Annotated in this window: 18 protein-coding genes, 1 tRNA gene and 1 other RNA gene; 11 read left to right on the top strand and 9 right to left on the bottom strand. The window is 41.0% G+C overall.

Annotation, left to right across the window (positions count from 1 at the left end; genetic code table 11):
* Positions 1-332: 332 nt before the first annotated feature.
* Both FTT94_RS04175 and FTT94_RS04170 read right to left on the bottom strand, forming a co-directional pair.
* Positions 333-2261 carry a DNA primase gene (locus FTT94_RS04175; RefSeq protein ID WP_180170289.1) on the bottom strand — a complete coding sequence of 643 codons (1929 nt, stop codon included), beginning with the start codon at positions 2259-2261 and terminating at the stop codon, positions 333-335.
* Between the two features lie 211 nt (positions 2262-2472).
* Positions 2473-3465, bottom strand: a complete 993-nt coding sequence (locus tag FTT94_RS04170; RefSeq protein ID WP_078191356.1) for an outer membrane protein assembly factor BamD — start codon at positions 3463-3465, stop codon at positions 2473-2475.
* 71 nt (positions 3466-3536) lie between these two features.
* Here FTT94_RS04170 and rluD point away from each other — a divergent pair, with 71 nt between their 5' ends.
* From rluD to FTT94_RS04150, 4 genes are all read left to right on the top strand, one after another.
* Positions 3537-4589 (top strand): 23S rRNA pseudouridine(1911/1915/1917) synthase RluD, encoded by a 1053-nt coding sequence (gene rluD, locus FTT94_RS04165; protein ID WP_180170288.1) that lies wholly within the window; start codon positions 3537-3539, stop codon positions 4587-4589.
* Between the two features lie 44 nt (positions 4590-4633).
* The gene (gene pgeF, locus FTT94_RS04160; protein ID WP_180170287.1) at positions 4634-5374 is read left to right on the top strand and encodes a peptidoglycan editing factor PgeF; all 741 of its coding nucleotides are present in this window, start codon (positions 4634-4636) and stop codon (positions 5372-5374) included.
* 40 nt (positions 5375-5414) lie between these two features.
* Positions 5415-5966 (top strand): flavodoxin family protein, encoded by a 552-nt coding sequence (locus FTT94_RS04155; RefSeq protein ID WP_180170286.1) that lies wholly within the window; start codon positions 5415-5417, stop codon positions 5964-5966.
* 251 nt (positions 5967-6217) lie between these two features.
* Positions 6218-7546, top strand: a complete 1329-nt coding sequence (locus FTT94_RS04150) for a hypothetical protein (protein WP_180170285.1) — start codon at positions 6218-6220, stop codon at positions 7544-7546.
* Between the two features lie 52 nt (positions 7547-7598).
* Here the strand turns inward: FTT94_RS04150 and smpB are convergent, their stop codons facing one another.
* A complete protein-coding gene (smpB, locus tag FTT94_RS04145; RefSeq protein WP_078191351.1) occupies positions 7599-8072 on the bottom strand; it encodes an SsrA-binding protein SmpB in 474 nt (157 codons plus the stop codon).
* A 137-nt stretch (positions 8073-8209) separates the two neighbouring features.
* Between smpB and coaD the strand changes: the two genes are divergently transcribed.
* From coaD to FTT94_RS04125, 4 genes are all read left to right on the top strand, one after another.
* Positions 8210-8701 carry a pantetheine-phosphate adenylyltransferase gene (gene coaD, locus FTT94_RS04140; protein WP_078191350.1) on the top strand — a complete coding sequence of 164 codons (492 nt, stop codon included), beginning with the start codon at positions 8210-8212 and terminating at the stop codon, positions 8699-8701.
* Position 8702: 1 nt separating this feature from the next.
* Positions 8703-8966, top strand: a complete 264-nt coding sequence (locus FTT94_RS04135) for a YfhL family 4Fe-4S dicluster ferredoxin (RefSeq protein ID WP_078191349.1) — start codon at positions 8703-8705, stop codon at positions 8964-8966.
* 26 nt (positions 8967-8992) lie between these two features.
* Positions 8993-9372, top strand: an RNA gene (gene rnpB, locus FTT94_RS04130) — RNase P RNA component class A.
* Between the two features lie 73 nt (positions 9373-9445).
* Positions 9446-9522, top strand: a tRNA-Met gene (locus FTT94_RS04125).
* Between the two features lie 445 nt (positions 9523-9967).
* On the opposite strand, the gene FTT94_RS04120 is transcribed toward FTT94_RS04125, so the two are convergent.
* The gene (locus FTT94_RS04120; RefSeq protein WP_180170284.1) at positions 9968-10546 is read right to left on the bottom strand and encodes a hypothetical protein; all 579 of its coding nucleotides are present in this window, start codon (positions 10544-10546) and stop codon (positions 9968-9970) included.
* Between the two features lie 161 nt (positions 10547-10707).
* Here FTT94_RS04120 and FTT94_RS04115 point away from each other — a divergent pair, with 161 nt between their 5' ends.
* Positions 10708-12117 carry a P-loop NTPase fold protein gene (locus tag FTT94_RS04115; protein WP_180170283.1) on the top strand — a complete coding sequence of 470 codons (1410 nt, stop codon included), beginning with the start codon at positions 10708-10710 and terminating at the stop codon, positions 12115-12117.
* Here FTT94_RS04115 and FTT94_RS04110 read toward each other — a convergent pair.
* Entirely contained in the window at positions 12097-12714 is a 618-nt protein-coding gene (locus FTT94_RS04110; RefSeq protein ID WP_180005421.1) for a CatB-related O-acetyltransferase, read from the bottom strand. The two genes, FTT94_RS04115 and FTT94_RS04110, sit on opposite strands and share 21 nt — an antisense overlap.
* A gap of 84 nt (positions 12715-12798) precedes the next feature.
* Positions 12799-13209 carry a RidA family protein gene (locus FTT94_RS04105; protein ID WP_180005422.1) on the bottom strand — a complete coding sequence of 137 codons (411 nt, stop codon included), beginning with the start codon at positions 13207-13209 and terminating at the stop codon, positions 12799-12801.
* Positions 13210-13348: 139 nt separating this feature from the next.
* Between FTT94_RS04105 and FTT94_RS04100 the strand changes: the two genes are divergently transcribed.
* Entirely contained in the window at positions 13349-13936 is a 588-nt protein-coding gene (locus tag FTT94_RS04100; RefSeq protein ID WP_180021942.1) for a TetR/AcrR family transcriptional regulator, read from the top strand.
* Between the two features lie 78 nt (positions 13937-14014).
* On the opposite strand, the gene greA is transcribed toward FTT94_RS04100, so the two are convergent.
* From greA to carA, 3 genes are all read right to left on the bottom strand, one after another.
* Positions 14015-14491 (bottom strand): transcription elongation factor GreA, encoded by a 477-nt coding sequence (gene greA / locus FTT94_RS04095; RefSeq protein WP_180025790.1) that lies wholly within the window; start codon positions 14489-14491, stop codon positions 14015-14017.
* Between the two features lie 107 nt (positions 14492-14598).
* Complete coding sequence (carB, locus tag FTT94_RS04090) at positions 14599-17829, bottom strand: carbamoyl-phosphate synthase large subunit (protein WP_180124312.1); 3231 nt, start codon at positions 17827-17829, stop codon at positions 14599-14601.
* A 13-nt stretch (positions 17830-17842) separates the two neighbouring features.
* Positions 17843-18985: a glutamine-hydrolyzing carbamoyl-phosphate synthase small subunit gene (gene carA / locus FTT94_RS04085; RefSeq protein WP_168378093.1), complete on the bottom strand. Its 1143-nt coding sequence runs from the start codon at positions 18983-18985 to the stop codon at positions 17843-17845.
* A 309-nt stretch (positions 18986-19294) separates the two neighbouring features.
* Between carA and FTT94_RS04080 the strand changes: the two genes are divergently transcribed.
* Positions 19295-19780 carry a hypothetical protein gene (locus FTT94_RS04080; protein WP_180073594.1) on the top strand — a complete coding sequence of 162 codons (486 nt, stop codon included), beginning with the start codon at positions 19295-19297 and terminating at the stop codon, positions 19778-19780.
* Positions 19781-19850: the final 70 nt, after the last annotated feature.

Genomic DNA, 19850 nt, shown 5'->3' with positions numbered 1-19850 from the left:
GAACTTGAAGTTAAAACCTGTTGTTAAGCAGGTAACATCATAAGCGCCATATGATTCAAATAAAAGAACGATACGCGGTAAGGTCATCCGCAAGTGTTTGAGACAGGACTACTTCTAATCAAAAATGTTTTTTGCGATATTTTCAATAATTTGACGCTAGTGAACGAGTTCTGCGGATGATAATGGTTTTGGGTACTTTTGCCGAAACAAAAGTACCTCCAGCCGAAGGCTAATCCCTTTATTCGATCCCTAGAGGCAGGACTCCGTCGAATAGAATTAAAAATCATTTTAAAAATGCGTAATTTTTTTACGGTCGTAACATGAGTTAAAACTTAATCTTCAAGGAGTGTGAGCGATCTTTTTTTATCAATATCATAAATACGTTGTTTTAAATTACGCATTTCAGCAAGGCTAGAAAACTTATTCGACTTGATCTTGAGTTGTAAGAATTGATATTGCAATTTTGTCGATAAATCTGCCGCAAGTTTATCTGCTTGTTCAGGTGATGACGTATAATCGCTGATATTGGCATGCTCTAAAATATGTTGTAATTCATGATGATGTGCTGCACAAGCACCGAGTACATAATAGGTCGATAACTCTGGGTCATCAGGCAATTCATCAAAAATCACATTGAAAATATTTAAAACATGATAAAGCAATAGGTCTTGTGAAACTAAGGCGCGTAAAGGCTCAAAATGAATGTAAAGATAAGGATGATTGATTAAAATCGCAATCACATATTCTTCAGCATCAATTTTTGTACTAAAGCTCAATGATGCATCATTATTGACTTGAGGCTGCCACTTTCGGCTAAACCCTAATTTTTCACGGAAATATTGTTGTAGCAAATAACGATATGAACCACCTTTCGGCAACAGTTCAGTGAGCTGTCTGAGTTCACCCATCACCTGACTTTTACCTTCAGGTGAACTGACATCATGATTTTGCGTTAAATGTGCAAAAACAAATTCAGAAAGAAGCGGTGAGGTGTGCAGTAACCGTCGAAAATTTTCAATACCTTCACGACGGATCAATGAATCTGGGTCATGGTCATTCGGCAAAACAAAGAATTTAAGTTCACGTCCATCATTCAGTAATGGCAGTGCAATTTCGAGCGTACGTCGAGCTGCTTTTTGACCTGCGGCATCACCATCAAATGCAATGGTAATGCGGCTATTTTGCTTAAATAAAATGTTTAAATGTTCAGTATTGCTGGCAGTCCCTAAAGTCGCTACAGCGCCATGAATGCCATATTGCTGTAGGGCAATGACATCCATATAACCTTCGACCATTAACCAATCTTGGGCTTTTTGTTTACGGCCTTCATATAAACCATAAAGTAACTGATTTTTATGGAAAACTTCGGAGTCTGGAGAGTTGATGTATTTCGGTTTGATTTCATCATTTAGGGCACGACCACCAAAACCGACCACACGACCTTTCGCATCTCGAATCGGGAAAATCACCCGCTCGCGCAGTAGGTCAAAGTCACGACCACTGTCACTGGTTCGAATCAAACCGAGAAGTTTGAGTCCTTGGATATCTTGTGGAAAGGCTTTTTCTAAATGTTGCCAATCTTCAGGGGCATAGCCTAAGCGCCAATAGGCGATGGTGTCTGCACTGAGACCCCGTTGTTTAAAATAAGCTTGCCCAATTGGACTGAGCGGAAGTTGTTGTTCATAAAACTGTGCGACATTTTCCAGCAAGTCATATAAGTTTCCATCTTGCGGCACATCTTCAAAAGCATTGGCAACTTGGTCAAAGTGAGCAAACGGATCGCTCCCATAAAAGGCTTCTTCGCTATTTTGAAACTCAGCAAATGGGTCGTGTTCGAAATTTACTGCAGCAGGAGCAGTCTGTGTTTCGCCTGTTTGGGGCGTCAGAGCTTTTGTTTCGATTGCAGGTTTTTGTACAGCTTTGGGTTTAGATTCGCGTTTATATTTGAGTTTATTGGAATCGTTATTGTCTTTCGGTAGTTCAATACCTGTTTGGCTTGATAAATCCTTCATTACTTCAATAAAGTTACGGCTACCAATATCCATTAAAAAACGGATGGCATTACCATTGGCCTGACAACCAAAGCAGTGAAAATATTGTTTATCGCGATAGACATGGAAAGATGGCGATTTTTCCTGATGGAATGGGCAGCATCCTGAGTAGGTGCGTCCAGTCTTTTTCAATTTCACAAATTGACCAATCACATCGACAATATCGGTGCGATCTAAAATTTGATCAATTGTATGTTGAGGAATGGCCATGCTGTTTTATCTGTCTATCTATTGAATTTGGGCAGTTCGTGAAATATGTTGAAATCAGCAATGCTGTACGTTCAGGGGAGATGCAGTACAGCATCGTCCATCGAACTATTGTATACCTTTTAATCTAACCGAATCTGTAGATCCTGAAAAGATAAAAGGGCAAGTATTCTAACTTGCCCTTTGTGAAAAATCGACCTTCGTTGCGACTATATTATTCAGCTGATTCTGACGACTCAGTTTTTTCGCTATGAGGACGATCCAATAAGCCAAAGCTTAAACGATTGGTTAAACTACGCTTTTCTTCATCAGTTTCAACTGCGTCTGTAGAGGTTTGCTCAGACATCGTTTGTGCTTCTTTACCGAAAATACCTAAGGTTGCACGGTTAAGGAAGCTGCCTTCACTACGTGCAGCACGCATATTGACTGTACCGTCTGACTTCACAAGTTTTGGATAGTTCAGTTTAAGCACGTCTATGTATTGCTGAGACGTGGTTTTATCACCAAGTTTGTCATAACCATAGGCTACAGTCGCTAGAGCTTCTGGAACTTGTGGTGCTTGAGGATAATGTTCGATCACCCAAAGTGAACGTTCAACAGCAGCTAACCATGCTTTACGTTTTACATTAAAACGCGCCGCATTCATTTCGCTTTCAGCCAATTCTTGACTGATGAACTTCATACGTTGTGCGGCATCGACTGCATATTCGCTTGATGGATAGCGACGAATAAAGTCGACAAAGTTTTGATAAGCCACTTTGAGATAGCTCACATCACGATGTGATTGCTTTAAAGAGGTATAGCGAAGCAAACCATTGTAGTTTTGCTCCATATTTGAAACACCACGCACGTAGTACGCATAATCAACTTGCGGATGCTGCGGGTTCATACGAATAAAACGGTCTGCAAGTGCAATCGCCCCTTCATAGTCTTTTTGCTGAAACTTTACATACAATAGTTCAAGTTGTGCTTGCTGCGCATAGTTACCTGTAGGGTAATAGGTCTCTAGAGCTTCAAGGTGTTTTGCTGCATCTGTATATTGGTTACGTTCAAGCGCTTTTTGTGCTTTTTCGATATAAATCTGTTCGCTTGATTGTGGACCTGTGTCGACCACTTCTTTCTTTGGATTACTGCTACAGCCTACCATTGCCGATGCAATGCCTATTGTTAGAGCAAGCATTGTCATTTTATATTTTGGTAGCGACATAAAAATTCCTCTGTTAATACGGGCAATGAGCTACAATTGAACTATTAAACCACTTTTGTCTGAATGAGCAAATGAGTCAAGCACAATCTTCCAATTCTAATTTCCCTGAAACTGATTTCAATTTACTTGAAGATTCTGAGGATGCAGATAACCATACTTCAGACTCAACTGCAACACGTTTATCGTTGCAATTTCAATTGGATGAAAGCTATTTAGGACAACGTATTGATCAGGTTTCAGCACTGGTTTGGACTGATTTTTCTCGCGAAAAGCTAAAACAGTGGCTCAAAGAGGGCCATTTGTTGGTCAATGGTAACACTGTGAAACCAAAGTACAAATGCGAAGGCACAGAGTTATTGACTTTAGAGGTCGAGTTAGAAGCACAAACACGTAGCTTACCTGAAGATATTCCACTCAATATTGTCTATGAAGATGACGATATTATGGTGATTAATAAACCTGTCGGTATGGTTGTTCATCCGGGCGCTGGAAACAGTACAGGGACATTGGTGAATGCAATTTTGCATCACTACCCAAAATCTTCAGAGTTGACCCGTGCAGGTTTGGTGCATCGTATTGATAAAGACACCTCAGGTCTGTTGGTAGTTGCGAAAAACCTCGAATCCCAATTTTCTTTAAGTAAGCAATTGGCGAAGAAATCGGTTTACCGTATTTACGATTTGATCGTATATGGCAACATTATTGCCGGCGGTACAGTGGATGAGCCGATTAAACGTCATCCTGTTGATCGCATTAAAATGGCAGTCTTGCCGGGCGGTAAAGATGCGGTGACTCACTATAATGTGAAAGAACGTTTCCAAAACTTTACCCGCGTTCAAGCACGTCTAGAAACGGGTCGTACCCATCAAATTCGTGTGCATTTTACTTATATCGGTCATGGTCTCGTTGGCGATCAAGTGTATGTACCACGTGTACGTATGCCTGCAGGCGCGTCGATGTTATTAGATGACACTTTACGTGGCTTTAAACGTCAAGCGTTACATGCAGTTAAATTGGGTCTCGTTCATCCACGTACAGGTGAAGACATGATGTTTGAAGCACCATGGCCTGAAGACTTTAATCAATTGGTTGAAGTTTTACGTAGCGAAAACAAAGCTTATTAAGTTTTAAACTGATTTACACGCCATAGATAGAAAAGGACGGCAACATGCAATTTGTTCAGGGACTTCCACAGGGTGTTTTTGTGGGACAAACTCGAGTTCATCATGATCAGACGCAACCCGCTGAACAACCTGAACTGGCAGGATTTAATCTGGCATTGCATGTGGGAGATGATGCAGCGCGTGTGCAAAAGCACCGGATGCAATTGCTGAACGACTTTGCTGAATATGGCGTGAATAAAATCAGTTGGATGAACCAAACGCACAGTACGCTATGCCATCGCATTGATGAACAGATCAACTTTGTTGCACCCGAAGGCGATGGTATGGTCACGCAGTCTAAACACCATGCCCTGATGATGATGACCGCAGATTGCTTACCCGTGGTTTTGGGTAATGCTGACGGGACTGAAGTTGCCAATCTGCATGCAGGTTGGAAGGGCTTGGCAAATGGTATTGTGGAAAACACCATTGCAGCCATCCACACTCAGCCAACATGGGCTTGGTTGGGGGCAGCCATTTGCCAAGAGAGTTTTGAAATTGGCGCAGAAGTCAAAGCTGCCTTTTGTTCCAAATACCCAGAACTTGAAAGTGCATTTAAAGCTGGTGTAAAGGAAGGCAAATATTATGCTGATCTTTATGCGATAGCGCGTTATATTCTTGCATTACATGGGGTTAAAGCTGTAACCGGTGGCGACCAATGTACCTTTTTGCAAGCTGAAGAATATTTTTCTTATCGCCGAGAAGCGAAAACAGGACGTATGGCAACATTCGTCTTTATGCTTTGAAAATGCTAAACTTGACTGAATCTATCGACTTTTAAATGTTATGTCTTTGACTGCTAAATCTTTTGCTGTTGTTTACCACAGTCCCTATGGACACACTGCCAAAGTGGCGAATTTCATTGTACAAGGTGCAGAAAAAGCCGGTGTAAAAGTCCATCTCATGAATGTAGAGCATGTGGATTGGGATGTATTGGACAGTGCAGATGCCATCGTTTTTGGATGCCCAACCTATATGGGCAGTATGAGTGCGGCTATGAAATTATTCATGGAGCAATCATCTAAACGTTGGTTAGCACGGACATGGCAAGGTAAGTTAGCCGCAGGTTTTACCAATGGTGGCGGCTTAAGTGGAGATAAATTGGCGGTATTACAGCAAATCAATTTATTTGCCATGCAGCACGGCATGTTGTGGAGCGGTCTTCCATTAATGCCAACTGGACGAAGCACAACAGATTTAAATCGGATGTCGAGCTTTTTAGGTTTAATGACACAATCGGATAATGCGCCTGTTGAAGTCACGCCACCTGCGGGTGATTTAGAAACTGCCATTTGGTTTGGTGAATATCTGGGGCTGTTGTTAAATAAAGTTAATTAATTTGTAAATAAATCGTTTGAACTATCATTTATAAATCTTTGAAAACCCTAGTGATGGAAATGTTACTGGGGTTTTTATTGGCCTAAAATTCGTGAAAATTGGCATTTTGTATAATATAGTTGTGATGTGTGTCACAAATTGCTATTCATTTACGCCAACGCTATTGATTTAATCTTCTCATAAATTTCACTCGGGATGAGTGACGAATATTAAAAAGGATTAAATAATCGTGAAAAAAAACAATAGTCGCAATGGCATTGACCTTATGTGTTTCTGACGTTGTTTTTGCAGCAGAAGGCTTGGTGGGATTAGCCGATGAAGAATTGTCTGCCATCAATGGTGCTGCATTGATGAATATGTCCTATACCGATCCTATTTTGGTCAACCAACAAATGGTCGATGAAAATATTGGTTTCTACAAACTCAGTTTAGATGCCGTCATGGATCTGAACGTCAATGTCAAAAGTTTGCAACTCGGCTGTGGTGGGGTAAACGGGTCAAATGGCTGTGATATTGATATTCGTCATCTAGCGCTGAGTGGTAATGCTACTTCAACCGATGCCAATGGTAATCCCGTCTTTAATGGTGATCGAGCGTCGACAAGTGCCGAACTGAAAAATCCGTTTATTGAATTTGCAATTAAAAACCCAAAACAAGCCGCTTTACGAGAAGTTAAAGGCTTCCGTGTCAGTGCTGAATCAATTACAGGTTTACTGACCACTGGTATTCAAAACACGGGTGCGCCGACAGACGGGATTAAGTCACTGAGCGGTTATATGAAAATTGCACCGACTACAGGGACAGCAAAGACCCAAGCAGCGATCTTTGGGGATAGCAGTAGCGAGACTTTATCCGGTAACTTGGTGATTAATACGATTTGGAACAATGATCGTAGCTTTGTCAGCCAACCTGAAAATAGTAAGGGTTTAAAAATTCCTTCAATGAATGTGCCGTTTACCGTCCCTGAAATTACTATCAACGGAAAACGACAAACTCAAGCCGTTGCCAAAAATATCAGTGCGACAGTGCCATCGATTCAACTCAACCGTGATAGTGGTAGTTTACAGGTCAAACTTGACCGTAATTTGTTATGGGTAGAAGGGGCGCAGTTCTTTATGGATTCAGGTTCGTCAATTGATGGTTTGAAAATGAACATTACCTTTGAGCAAGCCTTAAATATGATTCATAACATTCCATTAAATGGCACAGCCGGTTATTTATCGCTTCAATCTCAAGATATCAGTTGGCCAGATGCCAATGCAGATGATATTGCACGTACAGGTTGGTGGATGTCATTTAAAGACCCGATCAATATTGGTAAATTAAATCCAACATCTGAAGTAGATATTTCAGGCGTCTTGCCACAAGTTGCAGAAAAAGTATCGCAAATTTTAACCAATGAACCGATTTATATTCCCTTAGGTTCTGCTGTTGGTGCTGCATTTGGTTTACCGATTTATAAAAATGTCGGTTCAATTAACCTCAGCAATGCTGGTGCGGCCAATTTAACTTTAAAAAATCAAGTCTTGGGGAACCAGGAAGTTCGGACCAACTGTTTTGGTGGGTTGAAATTCTGCTAAATGTGCAATGTATCAATAAAAAAACCTCCAAAATGGAGGTTTTTTATTGAACTTATTTATGAAAAATACGGGCTTTATCACGCTGCCAATCACGGTCTTTTTCCGTTGCACGCTTGTCGTGAAGCTGTTTACCTTTTACTAGGGCGATTTCAAGTTTGGCATGAGGACCTTTCCAGTAACATGCCAAAGGCACACATGAATAACCTTTTTGGTTAATTGCACCTTGTAGTTTTTCAATTTCACGGCGGTTCAGCAATAATTTACGAGTACGTGTTGCTTCAGGCACCACATGTGTCGAAGCACTCAGTAAAGGTTGCACTTGAGCGCCGAATAAAAATGCTTCACCATTTTTAAACGTAATATAGCTCTCTACGATAGTCATACGACCCGCACGCATTGATTTGACTTCCCAGCCTTGTAATGAAAGACCCGCTTCAAATTTTTCTTCAATGAAATAATCGTGACGCGCACGCTTATTTAGGGCAATCGTACTGCTACTATTTTTTTTAACTACTGCTTTCGTCATAATCAAAAACTTCCAAACTTAGCACTATTGTACCCGAACTTTGAATAAGATGAAGTTTTTAAATTTACAAGCTGACTTCACCTATAAATCAAGATTTTGTTAAAATACCCATCTACAAAATAACAGAGTACAACTGGATGTCTAAAACTCGTGTAATTTATCCGGGCACATTCGATCCAATTACTAATGGTCATATCGACTTAGTGACACGTGCATCACGCATGTTTGACGAAGTTGTCGTGGCAATTGCAATTGGACATCACAAAAACCCTGTGTTTAGTCTGGAAGAGCGTGTTGCACTAGCGCAAGAGTCTTTAAGTCATTTGTCAAATGTTGAGTTTGTAGGTTTTGATGGGCTGTTGGTGAATTTCTTTAACGAGCAAAAAGCAACAGCCGTGTTACGTGGGTTACGTGCAGTTTCAGATTTTGAATATGAATTTCAATTGGCAAATATGAATCGCCGTTTGGACAGTAAATTTGAAGCGGTGTTCTTAACCCCATCAGAGCAATATTCGTTTATTTCATCTACGCTCGTGCGTGAAATTGCACGTTTAAATGGTGATGTCACTCAGTTTGTACCACAAGCTGTCGTGGAAGCCTTTAAGCGTAAACAACAGCAAGGTTGGTAGAGTGTCTTTATATATCACTGATGAATGCATCAACTGCGATGTCTGTGAACCTGTATGCCCCAATGAGGCGATTTTCATGGGGGAACTCATTTATGAGATTAACCCTGATTTGTGTACGGAATGCGTTGGGCATCACGATAAACCGCAATGTCAGTTGTTCTGTCCAGTGGATTGTATTCCATTGGATCCGGCACATCCTGAAACTCAGGAACAGCTTCAACAAAAGTACGAAAAACTAACTGCTCAAAAAACATCAAGCAATTAGTTGTCAGATTTGTTAGAATGCGCCCCGAAGTGAACCAGACGATCGCTGCTGTGTATAGGTCTCCGTGACTAAAGCAGGGGAGGAAAGTCCGGGCTTCATAGGGCAAGGTGCCAGGTAACGCCTGGGCGGTGTGAGCCGACGGAAAGTGCAGCAGAGAGTAGACCGCCTTCATTATGGTATCGAGCAATCGAAATCGGAGGTAAGGGTGAAAGGGTGCGGTAAGAGCGCACCGCGTGTCTGGTAACAGTTCACGGCATGGTAAACCCCACCGGAAGCAAGACCAAATAGGGATCCTTTAGGCATGGCCCATGCTGGATCCGGGTAGGTCGCTTGAGCGTATGAGTGATTGTACGCCTAGAGGAATGATCGTCCTCGACAGAACCCGGCTTATCGGTTCACTTCAACAAATTTTGATCAAATACGCGCATTATGGGCTTGACGATATTTAAATATCCCTCCATAATGCGCGCACAGTTTAAGGCTATGTAGCTCAGTTGGTTAGAGCACCGCACTCATAATGCGGGGGTCACAAGTTCAAGTCTCGTCATAGCCACCATATTCAAAAAAAGACCACTCCGATTGAGTGGTCTTTTTTTGTTTCGACGTTTTAAAATCGAAAGTTTTATCATCATAACTGATGTTAAGCAGTAATATCAGAAGCGCTATTTGATTCAAATAAAAGAACGATACGCGGTAAGGTCATCCGCAAGTGTTTGAGACAAGACTATATCTATTCAAAAATATTTTTTGCGATACTTTGAATAATTTGACGTTAGTGAACGAGTTTTGTCGGTGAGGTGCATTGCACCGCAATATGGTTTCCTTGCGAAGCACGCTTCTCATTTTGCCGAATGAGAAACAACGTTTCGTAAGAGTACCTCCAGCTGAAGGCTAATCCCTTTATTTAAACCCTAGATGTAAGACTCCGTCGAATAGGCTTAAAAATCATTTTTTAAAAAAATACGTCATTATTTTAAAGGCGTAACATCAGATCTTAAATATCATCGATAGACAAAACGACGCATACCTGCACGTAAGGCAAATGCGCCATGCATATATACGCCACCGAGCCAATACGGCACATTGTAAATATCTTCATGGCGATATTTAACTAAAGTAAACTCAGCCAATAGTCCTTCAAAGAACATGCCACCAATGGCAAGCATGATGGCCAATATCAGTAGCCATGTACGCTCATAGCTAAATAGCCAGCGAATAAAAAAGCTCAGGTAAAAAATCCAACAAAGTGCTTCGGGATGAAAATTACCAAATCTGCTGAGTATGTAGACGATGGCAAATAGTATTAGGCTCTCGACGAGGGGCGCAGTGCCGTCATGATGACAACTGAGCTGAGTCATCACATAGTGTTTAAGTAGTTGTGTAAGTTGAATATAGCTAAATGCCATGAAAGCAAAGGCAATAAAAAAGCCGGGGAATACCCACCAAGCCTGATGGAAAAATAATGGGTTGGGATAACTAAGTGTTTTTGTATAGACATGAATCGCATCGCAAAAAGTTGCGACGACTGCTGCCAGCAGGGCAAGTATAAATATGCCTGAGAATTGAGTGGTTCTCGTCATCATTCATCCTGAAAAGTGGGTCTTTTTATTTTATGAGTTCTTTATAGTCTGAATTTGAGGAAAAGGCTATGACAAGTTACGAGATGCTCATGGGTTAAATGTTAATTTATAGCGCTACTGCTATACTCAATACATAGTTAACTTGATGAATATAAATAGAAATGATGGATAACCAATTAAACTGGCCTAAAGATAATTTTGAGAATATTGAAACTGCATGGGAAGGTGATCTTTGGCATCGCCGTCGTTTAGGAGAGCAGCTTACAAGTTATGTTGATCGCTTAAACTGCGGTGCTGTTCTTGCTTTGGATGCACGATGGGGTGAGGGTAAAACGTGGTTTGTTCGTCATTGGGCGAAACATTTAGATGATACTCAGCATAACGTGATTTATTTGGATGCGTTTGCAAATGATTATTTGGAAGATCCATTTTTAACGATTGCAGCTGAAATAAGTCAAACTTTTAAAGAGTCAGAAGAAATTGATGATGATGAAATTAAAGATTTTAATGCTAAGACTGCTTCAGTATTAATATCGTTGGCGGCTGTCATACCAATGATTGCGGCTAAAGCGGGCATGCATTGGATTGGCTTGGGTGGAGCTGGAGAAGCATTTAAAGAGGTATATGAAGAAGGAAAAGCGTTGTATGACACAGCAAGTGAGGAAATAGCTGCAAAAGTTAAGGAGAAAATCGAAAAGAAAATTGAGAATCATCAGGTTGAGAAACAAACAATTCATGACTTTAAGAAAGAACTTGCTGTATTAGCTGGAAAATTAGATAAACCTTTAGTTTTTATTATTGATGAATTGGATCGATGTCGTCCTGATTTTGCAATTCGTCTAATTGAAAGAATTAAGCACTTTTTTGATATTCCAAAAATTGTTTTTGTTTTGGTAATGAATAAGCCTCAATTATTACAATCAGTCAAATCATACTATGGCTATGATTCAGAGATGAATGGAGATTATCTTGAAAAATTTGTGGATTTTACGTTTAAATTTCCAAATTTAGATAATTCTGTATCACATGAAAAAATAATAAAAGATCAGCTGTTTAGAGTTGGGGAAATTTCAACGAAGGAAGGTGATTCCGAGTTGTATTTTTGGATTATTAATTTTCAAATGACTAAAAAATATAATTCTAGGGAGTTGATAAAAAAAATTAACCAATACGCACTTTTAAGGACTGATAATCCGAAGTTAAATTTAATTTTATGTGGATTTATTTTTGATGGGTTATTTGAAGTGACTTATCCATATCTTACAAAGCAAATTCATAATTTATATAATTATTTTGAAGGTACTGATGATATGTATATGACAAAAAGCTATTTTATTAATCAAAAGATTGTAGAACACACAAATATCAAAAATTCTATAATCTGTGAAATATATGATGCAATTCAATATTTAGAAAATAATTATAAAACTCAAGGTCAACAAGGACAAAAAGAGAGTGCTATGAGTCGGATTTTAAATCAATATTGTGTTGGTACAAAAATAAATAGAAAGAATTTCAAGGATATTTGGAAGCAATACATTAAAACAGGGTTATTTGAAGTACAGGAATAATTTTTCAATATCATCTGTCTGCAACTGCTCCCGCATCTTTAAAAACTGCTTTTCATCTAAATCATAGAGCTTAAGTGAAAGTAGTTTTTCGATATCTTCCAGAGGGAAACGATATTTAATAATTTGAGCAGGCACGCCGCCGACAACAGCATAAGGTGGTACATCTTTAGTTACCACAGCGCCTGTAGCCACCACAGCACCTTCACCGAGTGTAACGCCTTGCATAATCATGGCGCGTGAGCCGATCCAGCAGCCATCACCAATGATTGTATCACCCGCAGGGACAAAACTCCGTGTATCAAACGGAAATGCTGAAATCCAGTCTGTTCGGTGGAGTTGGTTACCGCCCATCATAATCACGCATTCTGCGCCAAAGCAGACAAAATTACCGATATGTAGCTGGTCTATCGGCCTCTCTGGGGTCGCAGGTTTGTCGTGCAAATAACGCACCACACAGCGCTCAAAACCCTGATCCCAATATGCAGAATAATATGAATAATTACCTTTGATGTGAATATTAGGATTCTTCACTGTTTTAGAGATGAACTCAAATTCACACCAATGATTTACAGGTGAATTAATCAATTTTTCAGACATAAACAGTACAACTTAAAAAGGGTAAACCATTATAACCAATTGAACTGATGTCATGCGTCGTTCATCCCTATTAAAAATCAATCGCTAGACCGAAGTGTTTGTAGGGAGGTTTGGGATCCGAGCAATGACTTTAATTTCAAAATCAAAACCTGCAAGCCAATTAACACCTATTGCTGTCCAGTTTGGATAAGGCTTTTGTGTAAACACCTCATTTTTAACTTTCATGATGACTTCAAATTGCTGTTCAGGGTTTGTATGGAAGGTGGTGACATCGACAATTTCATCGAAAGTACAGCCTGCCGCAGCGAGAGTATGGCTAAGATTCTGGAATGCTAGTTTTACCTGTTTCTCAAAATCAGGTTCAGGACTGCCATCTTCACGGCTACCGACCTGGCCTGATACAAAGAGTAAATTTTCCGATTTAATAGCAGCAGAGTAACCATGCTGTTCATACAAGGCATGGCGATCTTGGGGAAATATTGCAATTCTAGTCATGTTTATTCTCATTCAATATCTGGTTTTAAAAGTGGGGGGAAAGCAGCTTTATTTTTGACATACGTATCGTATGTCAACATAATTGACATACGCCTGGTATGTCAATTAAAATTTTTGTGATGATGAGGTAATCAAAGCAATGTCTGTTCGTGAAAAAAAAATGGCGGCAACCCGCAAGAAACTGATTGAAGTGGCACGCCGTACGTTTGCTGAGTATGGCTATGCAGACACCTCAATGGATAAACTCACGGCAGAAGCAGGGCTGACCCGTGGTGCGCTGTACCATCATTTTGGCGATAAAAAGGGCTTATTTGCTGCTGTGGTTAATCAAATTGATTCAGAAATGGCTTTATCTGCCCAGAAGTATCTGGAGCAACCCGAAGATCTTTGGGAGGGGTTGATGCTTGAGGGGAAAACCTATATTGAAAATGCCTTGAATCCTGAGTTTCAGCGAATTGTATTACGCGACGGACCTGCGGTATTGGGTGATCCTGCGCATTGGCCGAGTCAAAACAAATGCTTGAAGTCTACACGTGAATGCGTAGAACAGTTATTGGCAGCAGACCGAATTAAAGCAGTGAATTCTGAAGCGGCAGCCATATTTTTAAATGGAGCAGCCATGAATGCGGCGCTTTGGGTGGCTTCTAGCAAGAATCCTGAGCAGGTGTTGTCAGAAGCATTACATGCCTTTCAACTTTTTGCATCAGGATTATTAAAAGAAGGATAGAGCAGGGGTATAATAATTATTTGTCTGATTATAAAAAACCCCTCAAAAGAGGGGCTTAAAATTGCTTATCTTAATGAATTACAGATATTCAACTTTAGAAACTTCGTACTCAACTTCACCTTGTGGTGTGTTGATTTTTACATCATCGCCTTCATTTTTGCCCAAAAGACCACGCGCAATTGGAGAGTTCACAGAGATTTTGTTGATTTTAAAATCTGCTTCGTCATCACCAACGATTTTATAAGTCTTTTGTTCTTCAGTATCTAAGTTTTCAATGGTCACAGTCACACCGAAAACCACACGGCCATTTTGCTCAAGTGATTTAACATCAATTATTTGGCAAGCACCCAATTTACCTTCGATATCTTGGATACGGCCTTCACAGAAACCTTGTTGCTCGCGAGCAGCGTGGTATTCTGCGTTTTCTTTCAAATCCCCATGTTCACGCGCTTCAGCAATTGCTGCAGTAATACGTGGACGATCAACACTTTTAAGTTGCTGTAATTCTTTCTCTAGGGCAATTTTGCCTTCGGGAGTCATAGGATAACGTTGCATTGTTGTCCCTCATGTTTGTAAAAAGAAAAAATCAGTAAAATTTTTACTGACCTAGAAATGAAAAAAAGCCCGCCACCGAGAGGTGGCGGGACTTCTCGGTAACTTAATTAACCTTTAGTAAGGTCTTGTAAGCGGTATACATCCATTGGCAATTTGATTGCTAAAGCTTGGCATACTGCATCAGCACCGTTAAGGGTAGTTGTGTAATACACTTTACCTTGTAATGCAGAGCGGCGGATCGAGAATGAATCTTCTTGAGCCTGTTTGCCTTCAGTTGTATTGATAATGAGGTGAACTTCGCCATTTTTCAAGCGGTCTACGATATTAGGACGGCCTTCAGTCACTTTGTTCACACGTTCACATTCAATACCAGCATCTTTAATCACATCATAAGTACCGCCAGTAGCGATGACTTTGAAGCCAAGATCTGTTAGCTGTTTCGCAATACCAACAGCACGAGGCTTGTCAGAATGACGAACAGATAAGAATGCATGTTTTACTTCGCCTTCCGTTGGTAGGCCTGGTAAACGGTCATTAGAGCCTAACACAGCTTTATAGAACGCTTCACCAAATGTTTTACCTACACCCATCACTTCGCCTGTAGATTTCATCTCAGGGCCAAGAATTGGGTCAACACCAGGGAATTTGTTGAATGGGAACACTGCTTCTTTTACAGAGAAGTGTTCAGGAATAATCTCTGTAGTGAATCCTTGAGATTCTAAAGATTGACCAGCCATACAACGCGCAGCAACTTTCGCTAAAGATTCACCAATGCACTTAGATACGAATGGAACAGTACGTGATGCACGTGGGTTCACTTCTAGAATGTATACGTCAGTGCCTTTAACAGCAAACTGTACGTTCATTAAACCAATTACGCCAAGCTCTTTCGCCATAGCGATGGTTTGACGGCGCATTTCATCCTGAACTTCTTTAGATAAAGAGTAAGGAGGAATAGAACATGCTGAGTCACCTGAGTGAATACCAGCTTGTTCGATGTGCTGCATGATACCGCCGATCACAACGTCTTTACCGTCAGATACGCAGTCCACGTCAACTTCGATTGCATCATCTAGGAAGTGGTCAAGAAGTACAGGTGCTTCGTTCGATGCTTGAACCGCATCACGTAAGTAACGTTTCAATTCTTCGTCGTTGTACACGATTTCCATCGCACGACCACCAAGCACGTAAGATGGACGTACCACAAGTGGGTAGCCAACTTTAGCTGCTTCAGCCATACCTTCTTCAGCAGATTTTACAATGCTGTTGTTTGGTTGACGAAGTTGTAGACGTTGAATCATTTGTTGGAAACGTTCACGGTCTTCTGCACGGTCAATCGCATCAGGTGATGTACCAATAATTGGCGCACCAGCTTCTTCTAAAGCACGAGCCAATTTAAGCGGAGTTTGACCGCCGTACTGAACGATAATGCCTTTAGGCTTCTCGATACGTACGATTTCAAGTACATCTTCCAAAGTAATTGGTTCGAAGTACAAACGATCTGATGTGTCGTAATCTGTAGAAACCGTTTCAGGGTTACAGTTCACCATGATGGTTTCATAGCCGTCATCACGCATAGCAAGAGCCGCGTGTACACAGCAGTAATCGAACTCGATACCTTGACCAATACGGTTTGGTCCGCCACCGATGACCATGATTTTGTCACGGTTCGATGGGTTTGCTTCACACTCTTCATCGTAAGTTGAGTACATGTAAGCTGTGTCAGATTCAAACTCTGCAGCACATGTATCTACACGTTTGTAAACTGGAGTTACACCCAAGTTCCAACGGTGTTTACGGAATTGTTTTTGTGAAATGCCCATCAAGTCCGCAATGCGAAGGTCAGATAAACCTTTGCGTTTGAACGAACGGATGTTGTCAGCGTTCAAATCACCAAAACCTAAAGTTTTGATTTGGTTTTCAGTTTTGATGATGTCTTCGATTTGAATCAAGAACCAACGGTCAATTTTGGTTGCTTCAAATACTTCATCAAGGGTGAAACCGTGACGGAATGCATCGCCTACATACCAAATACGCTCTGGACCTGGCACTTTCAATTCAACAAGAATTTTCTCACGTGCGCCTTCAGTGCCCACAGCGATTTTTTCGTCAAAACCACATGCGCCCACTTCAAGACCACGAAGTGCTTTAGACACAGACTCTTGGAAGTTACGGCCAATGGCCATGACTTCACCTACAGATTTCATCTGAGTCGTCAAAGTTGCGTCAGCTTGCGGGAATTTCTCGAAGTTGAAACGAGGAATCTTGGTTACAACATAGTCGATCGCAGGTTCGAAAGATGCAGGGGTTGTACCGCCAGTGATGTCGTTTTTCAACTCATCAAGGGTATAACCTACAGCCAATTTCGCCGCGATTTTCGCAATTGGGAAACCTGTTGCTTTAGACGCAAGTGCAGATGAACGAGAAACACGTGGGTTCATCTCGATCACAACCATACGGCCGTCTTTCGGGTTGATACCGAACTGAACGTTAGAGCCGCCAGTTTCAACACCAATTTCACGAAGTACAGCTAAAGATGCATTACGTAAAAGTTGGAATTCTTTGTCAGTCAATGTTTGTGCAGGAGCAACAGTGATTGAGTCACCTGTGTGCACGCCCATTGGGTCAAAGTTTTCAATGGTACATACAATGATACAGTTGTCGTTTTTGTCACGAACAACTTCCATTTCGTACTCTTTCCAACCAATTAATGATTCATCGATCAATAATTGTTTAGTTGGAGAAAGATCGAAACCGCGTTCACAGATTTCAATGAATTCTTCACGGTTGTATGCGATACCGCCGCCTGAACCACCCATAGTGAATGATGGACGGATAATGACAGGGAAGCCGAAACGCGCTTGAATTTCAAGTGCGTGTTCCATGCTTTCTGCAACGTCAGCGCGAGGGCATTCCAAACCGATTTTGCGCATTGCGATATCGAAAAGTTTACGGTCTTCCGCTTTTTCGATCGCTTCTTTGGTCGCGCCAATCAATTCAACATTGTATTTTTCTAGAATACCGTTGGCATCGAGTGCAAGTGCACAGTTCAATGCTGTTTGACCACCCATTGTAGGAAGAACTGCGTCTGGGCGTTCTTTCTCAATGATTGCAGCTACAGTTTGCCAAGTGATTGGCTCGATGTAAGTGGCATCTGCCATAGCAGGGTCAGTCATAATGGTTGCTGGGTTAGAGTTCACCAAAATAACACGGTAGCCTTCTTCACGAAGTGCTTTACATGCTTGAGCACCTGAGTAGTCAAACTCACATGCTTGACCGATGACAATCGGACCAGCACCAATAATTAAGATGCTTTTAATGTCTGTACGTTTAGCCATGATGCTTCCTTAATTACTTCTTAGATGCTTCGATAAGTTCGATGAAATGATCGAACAATGGTGCGCAGTCATGTGGACCAGGGCTTGCTTCGGGGTGACCTTGGAAACTGAACGCAGGTTTATCTGTACGGTGAATCCCTTGTAGGGTTTGGTCGAACAGTGATTTGTGCGTAGCTTTCAAGTTTGCAGGTAATGTTTCTGCATCTACTGCGAAGCCATGGTTTTGCGAAGTAATCATCACAATACCAGTTTCCATGTTTTGAACAGGGTGGTTGGCACCGTGGTGGCCGTGAGGCATTTTCACAGTTTTTGCACCTGAAGCAAGTGCAAGAATTTGGTGACCCAAGCAAATACCAAATACTGGTACATTGCGAGCATCTTCTACAATTGTTTTTACAGCTTCAATTGCGTAGTCACATGCAGCTGGATCGCCGGGGCCGTTCGATAAGAACACGCCATCTGGATTCAATGCAAGTACGTCAGCAGCAGGAGTTTGCGCAGGCACGACAGTCAATTTACAACCGCGGTCTGCGAGCATACGTAAGATGTTGGTTTTGACACCGTAATCGTATGCAACAACATGGAATTTAGCTTCAGGCTGAGAGAAACCTTTACCTAATGTCCAAGAACCTTCAGTCCATTCAAAGCCTTCAGGGTCACAGCATTCTTTTGCAAGGTCTAAACCATTTAAACCACCAAAAGCGCGTGCTTTAGCTAAAGCTTCTTCTTCTGTAATGTTTTCGCCAGCAAGGATACAACCATTTTGTGCACCTTTTGCTCGCAGAATACGCGTTAATTTACGTGTATCGATGTCTGCAATAGCAACAACATTGTGTTGTTCAAGGTAATCACCAAGTGATTGCTCAGCACGGAAGTTGCTATGCAATAAAGGTAGGTCACGAATGATCAATCCGTTAGCCCATACTTTATGAATTCGACCTGACTCAGCGTCTTCATCATTACAACCTGTGTTACCGATATGTGGGTAAGTTAGTGTCACAAGTTGTTGTGCATAACTAGGGTCAGTCAAAATTTCTTGATAGCCAGTCATTGCTGTATTAAAAACGACTTCACCAGTCGTACTACCCGATGCGCCAATAGAAGTACCTTTAAAGATAGTTCCGTCGGCAAGGGCTAAAATTGCTGGGGTGCTCAAACCAAAGCTCCTGAAATTTAGGCTGTAAAAAAGCGAGAAGACGAAAAAAAAGGAAGGCTGCTTAAAAACCTACCCTCCTTACATCTGCTCGCTTGAACTTAACACGGCATTATACGCAGAAAGCCACTGAAAGTCCATCGTAAATATCAGGAATAAAGCAGATAAAGCGCTTGCATTTTAGAATAAAGTTTGGTTTTGCAAAATCTTAGAAAAATGTAAGCAATTAATTATTGTCAGACAAATCATAAATTAAAATTTATCAAAAAGCGCTAATGTGGGTCGGTCAGCAAAAAATATAGGTACAAAGTCATGGCAACACAACAAAAACAAACAGCGACTAAATCCTCCCTGAAAGAAGTCGTTATCGAAGGTGCTGAAAAGCTTGAACAAGTTGCAAAAGAGGCGAGTGTTCAAGCCACAGAAGCGGTCACTGAAAGCAAAGAAAAGATCGGAGCAGAGGCAAAGCAGTTGAATGCCAGTGTGCAAGATCAATTGCGTCAGTTGAAGCAAGATGTATTGAATAAACTTGATCAGTTAAAAGTTCAGTTTGGTTCATCGCAAAAAGATTTTAGTGAACTCAAAGAGTTTGTGAAAACTGAGTTTAATACGGTTATTGATGATCTTTCTAAACTTGGAAAAGAGCTGAAAGAAGATGTGACCCAAATTTCAGGAAAGCACAAAGATCATCTAACAGAAACATTTAAGCGTTCTAAGGAACATACTTTGGAAGCGTGGAAAAAAGTTTCACCAGTGAAAGCTGAAGTTACGGATCAAACCACAGATCTTAAAAGTTAATTGTGAATGACATGAATTTTAAAACGCTTGAGCTAAGTCTAGTCATTCCAGGGAGCTGGATTCGGTGAGA

The organism is Acinetobacter sp. YH12027 (genome assembly GCF_013420085.1).
Lineage (GTDB): Bacteria > Pseudomonadota > Gammaproteobacteria > Pseudomonadales > Moraxellaceae > Acinetobacter > Acinetobacter amyesii.
The sequence above is the reverse complement of the archived record's forward strand: the minus strand, read 5'-3'. Positions and strand labels throughout refer to the sequence as shown.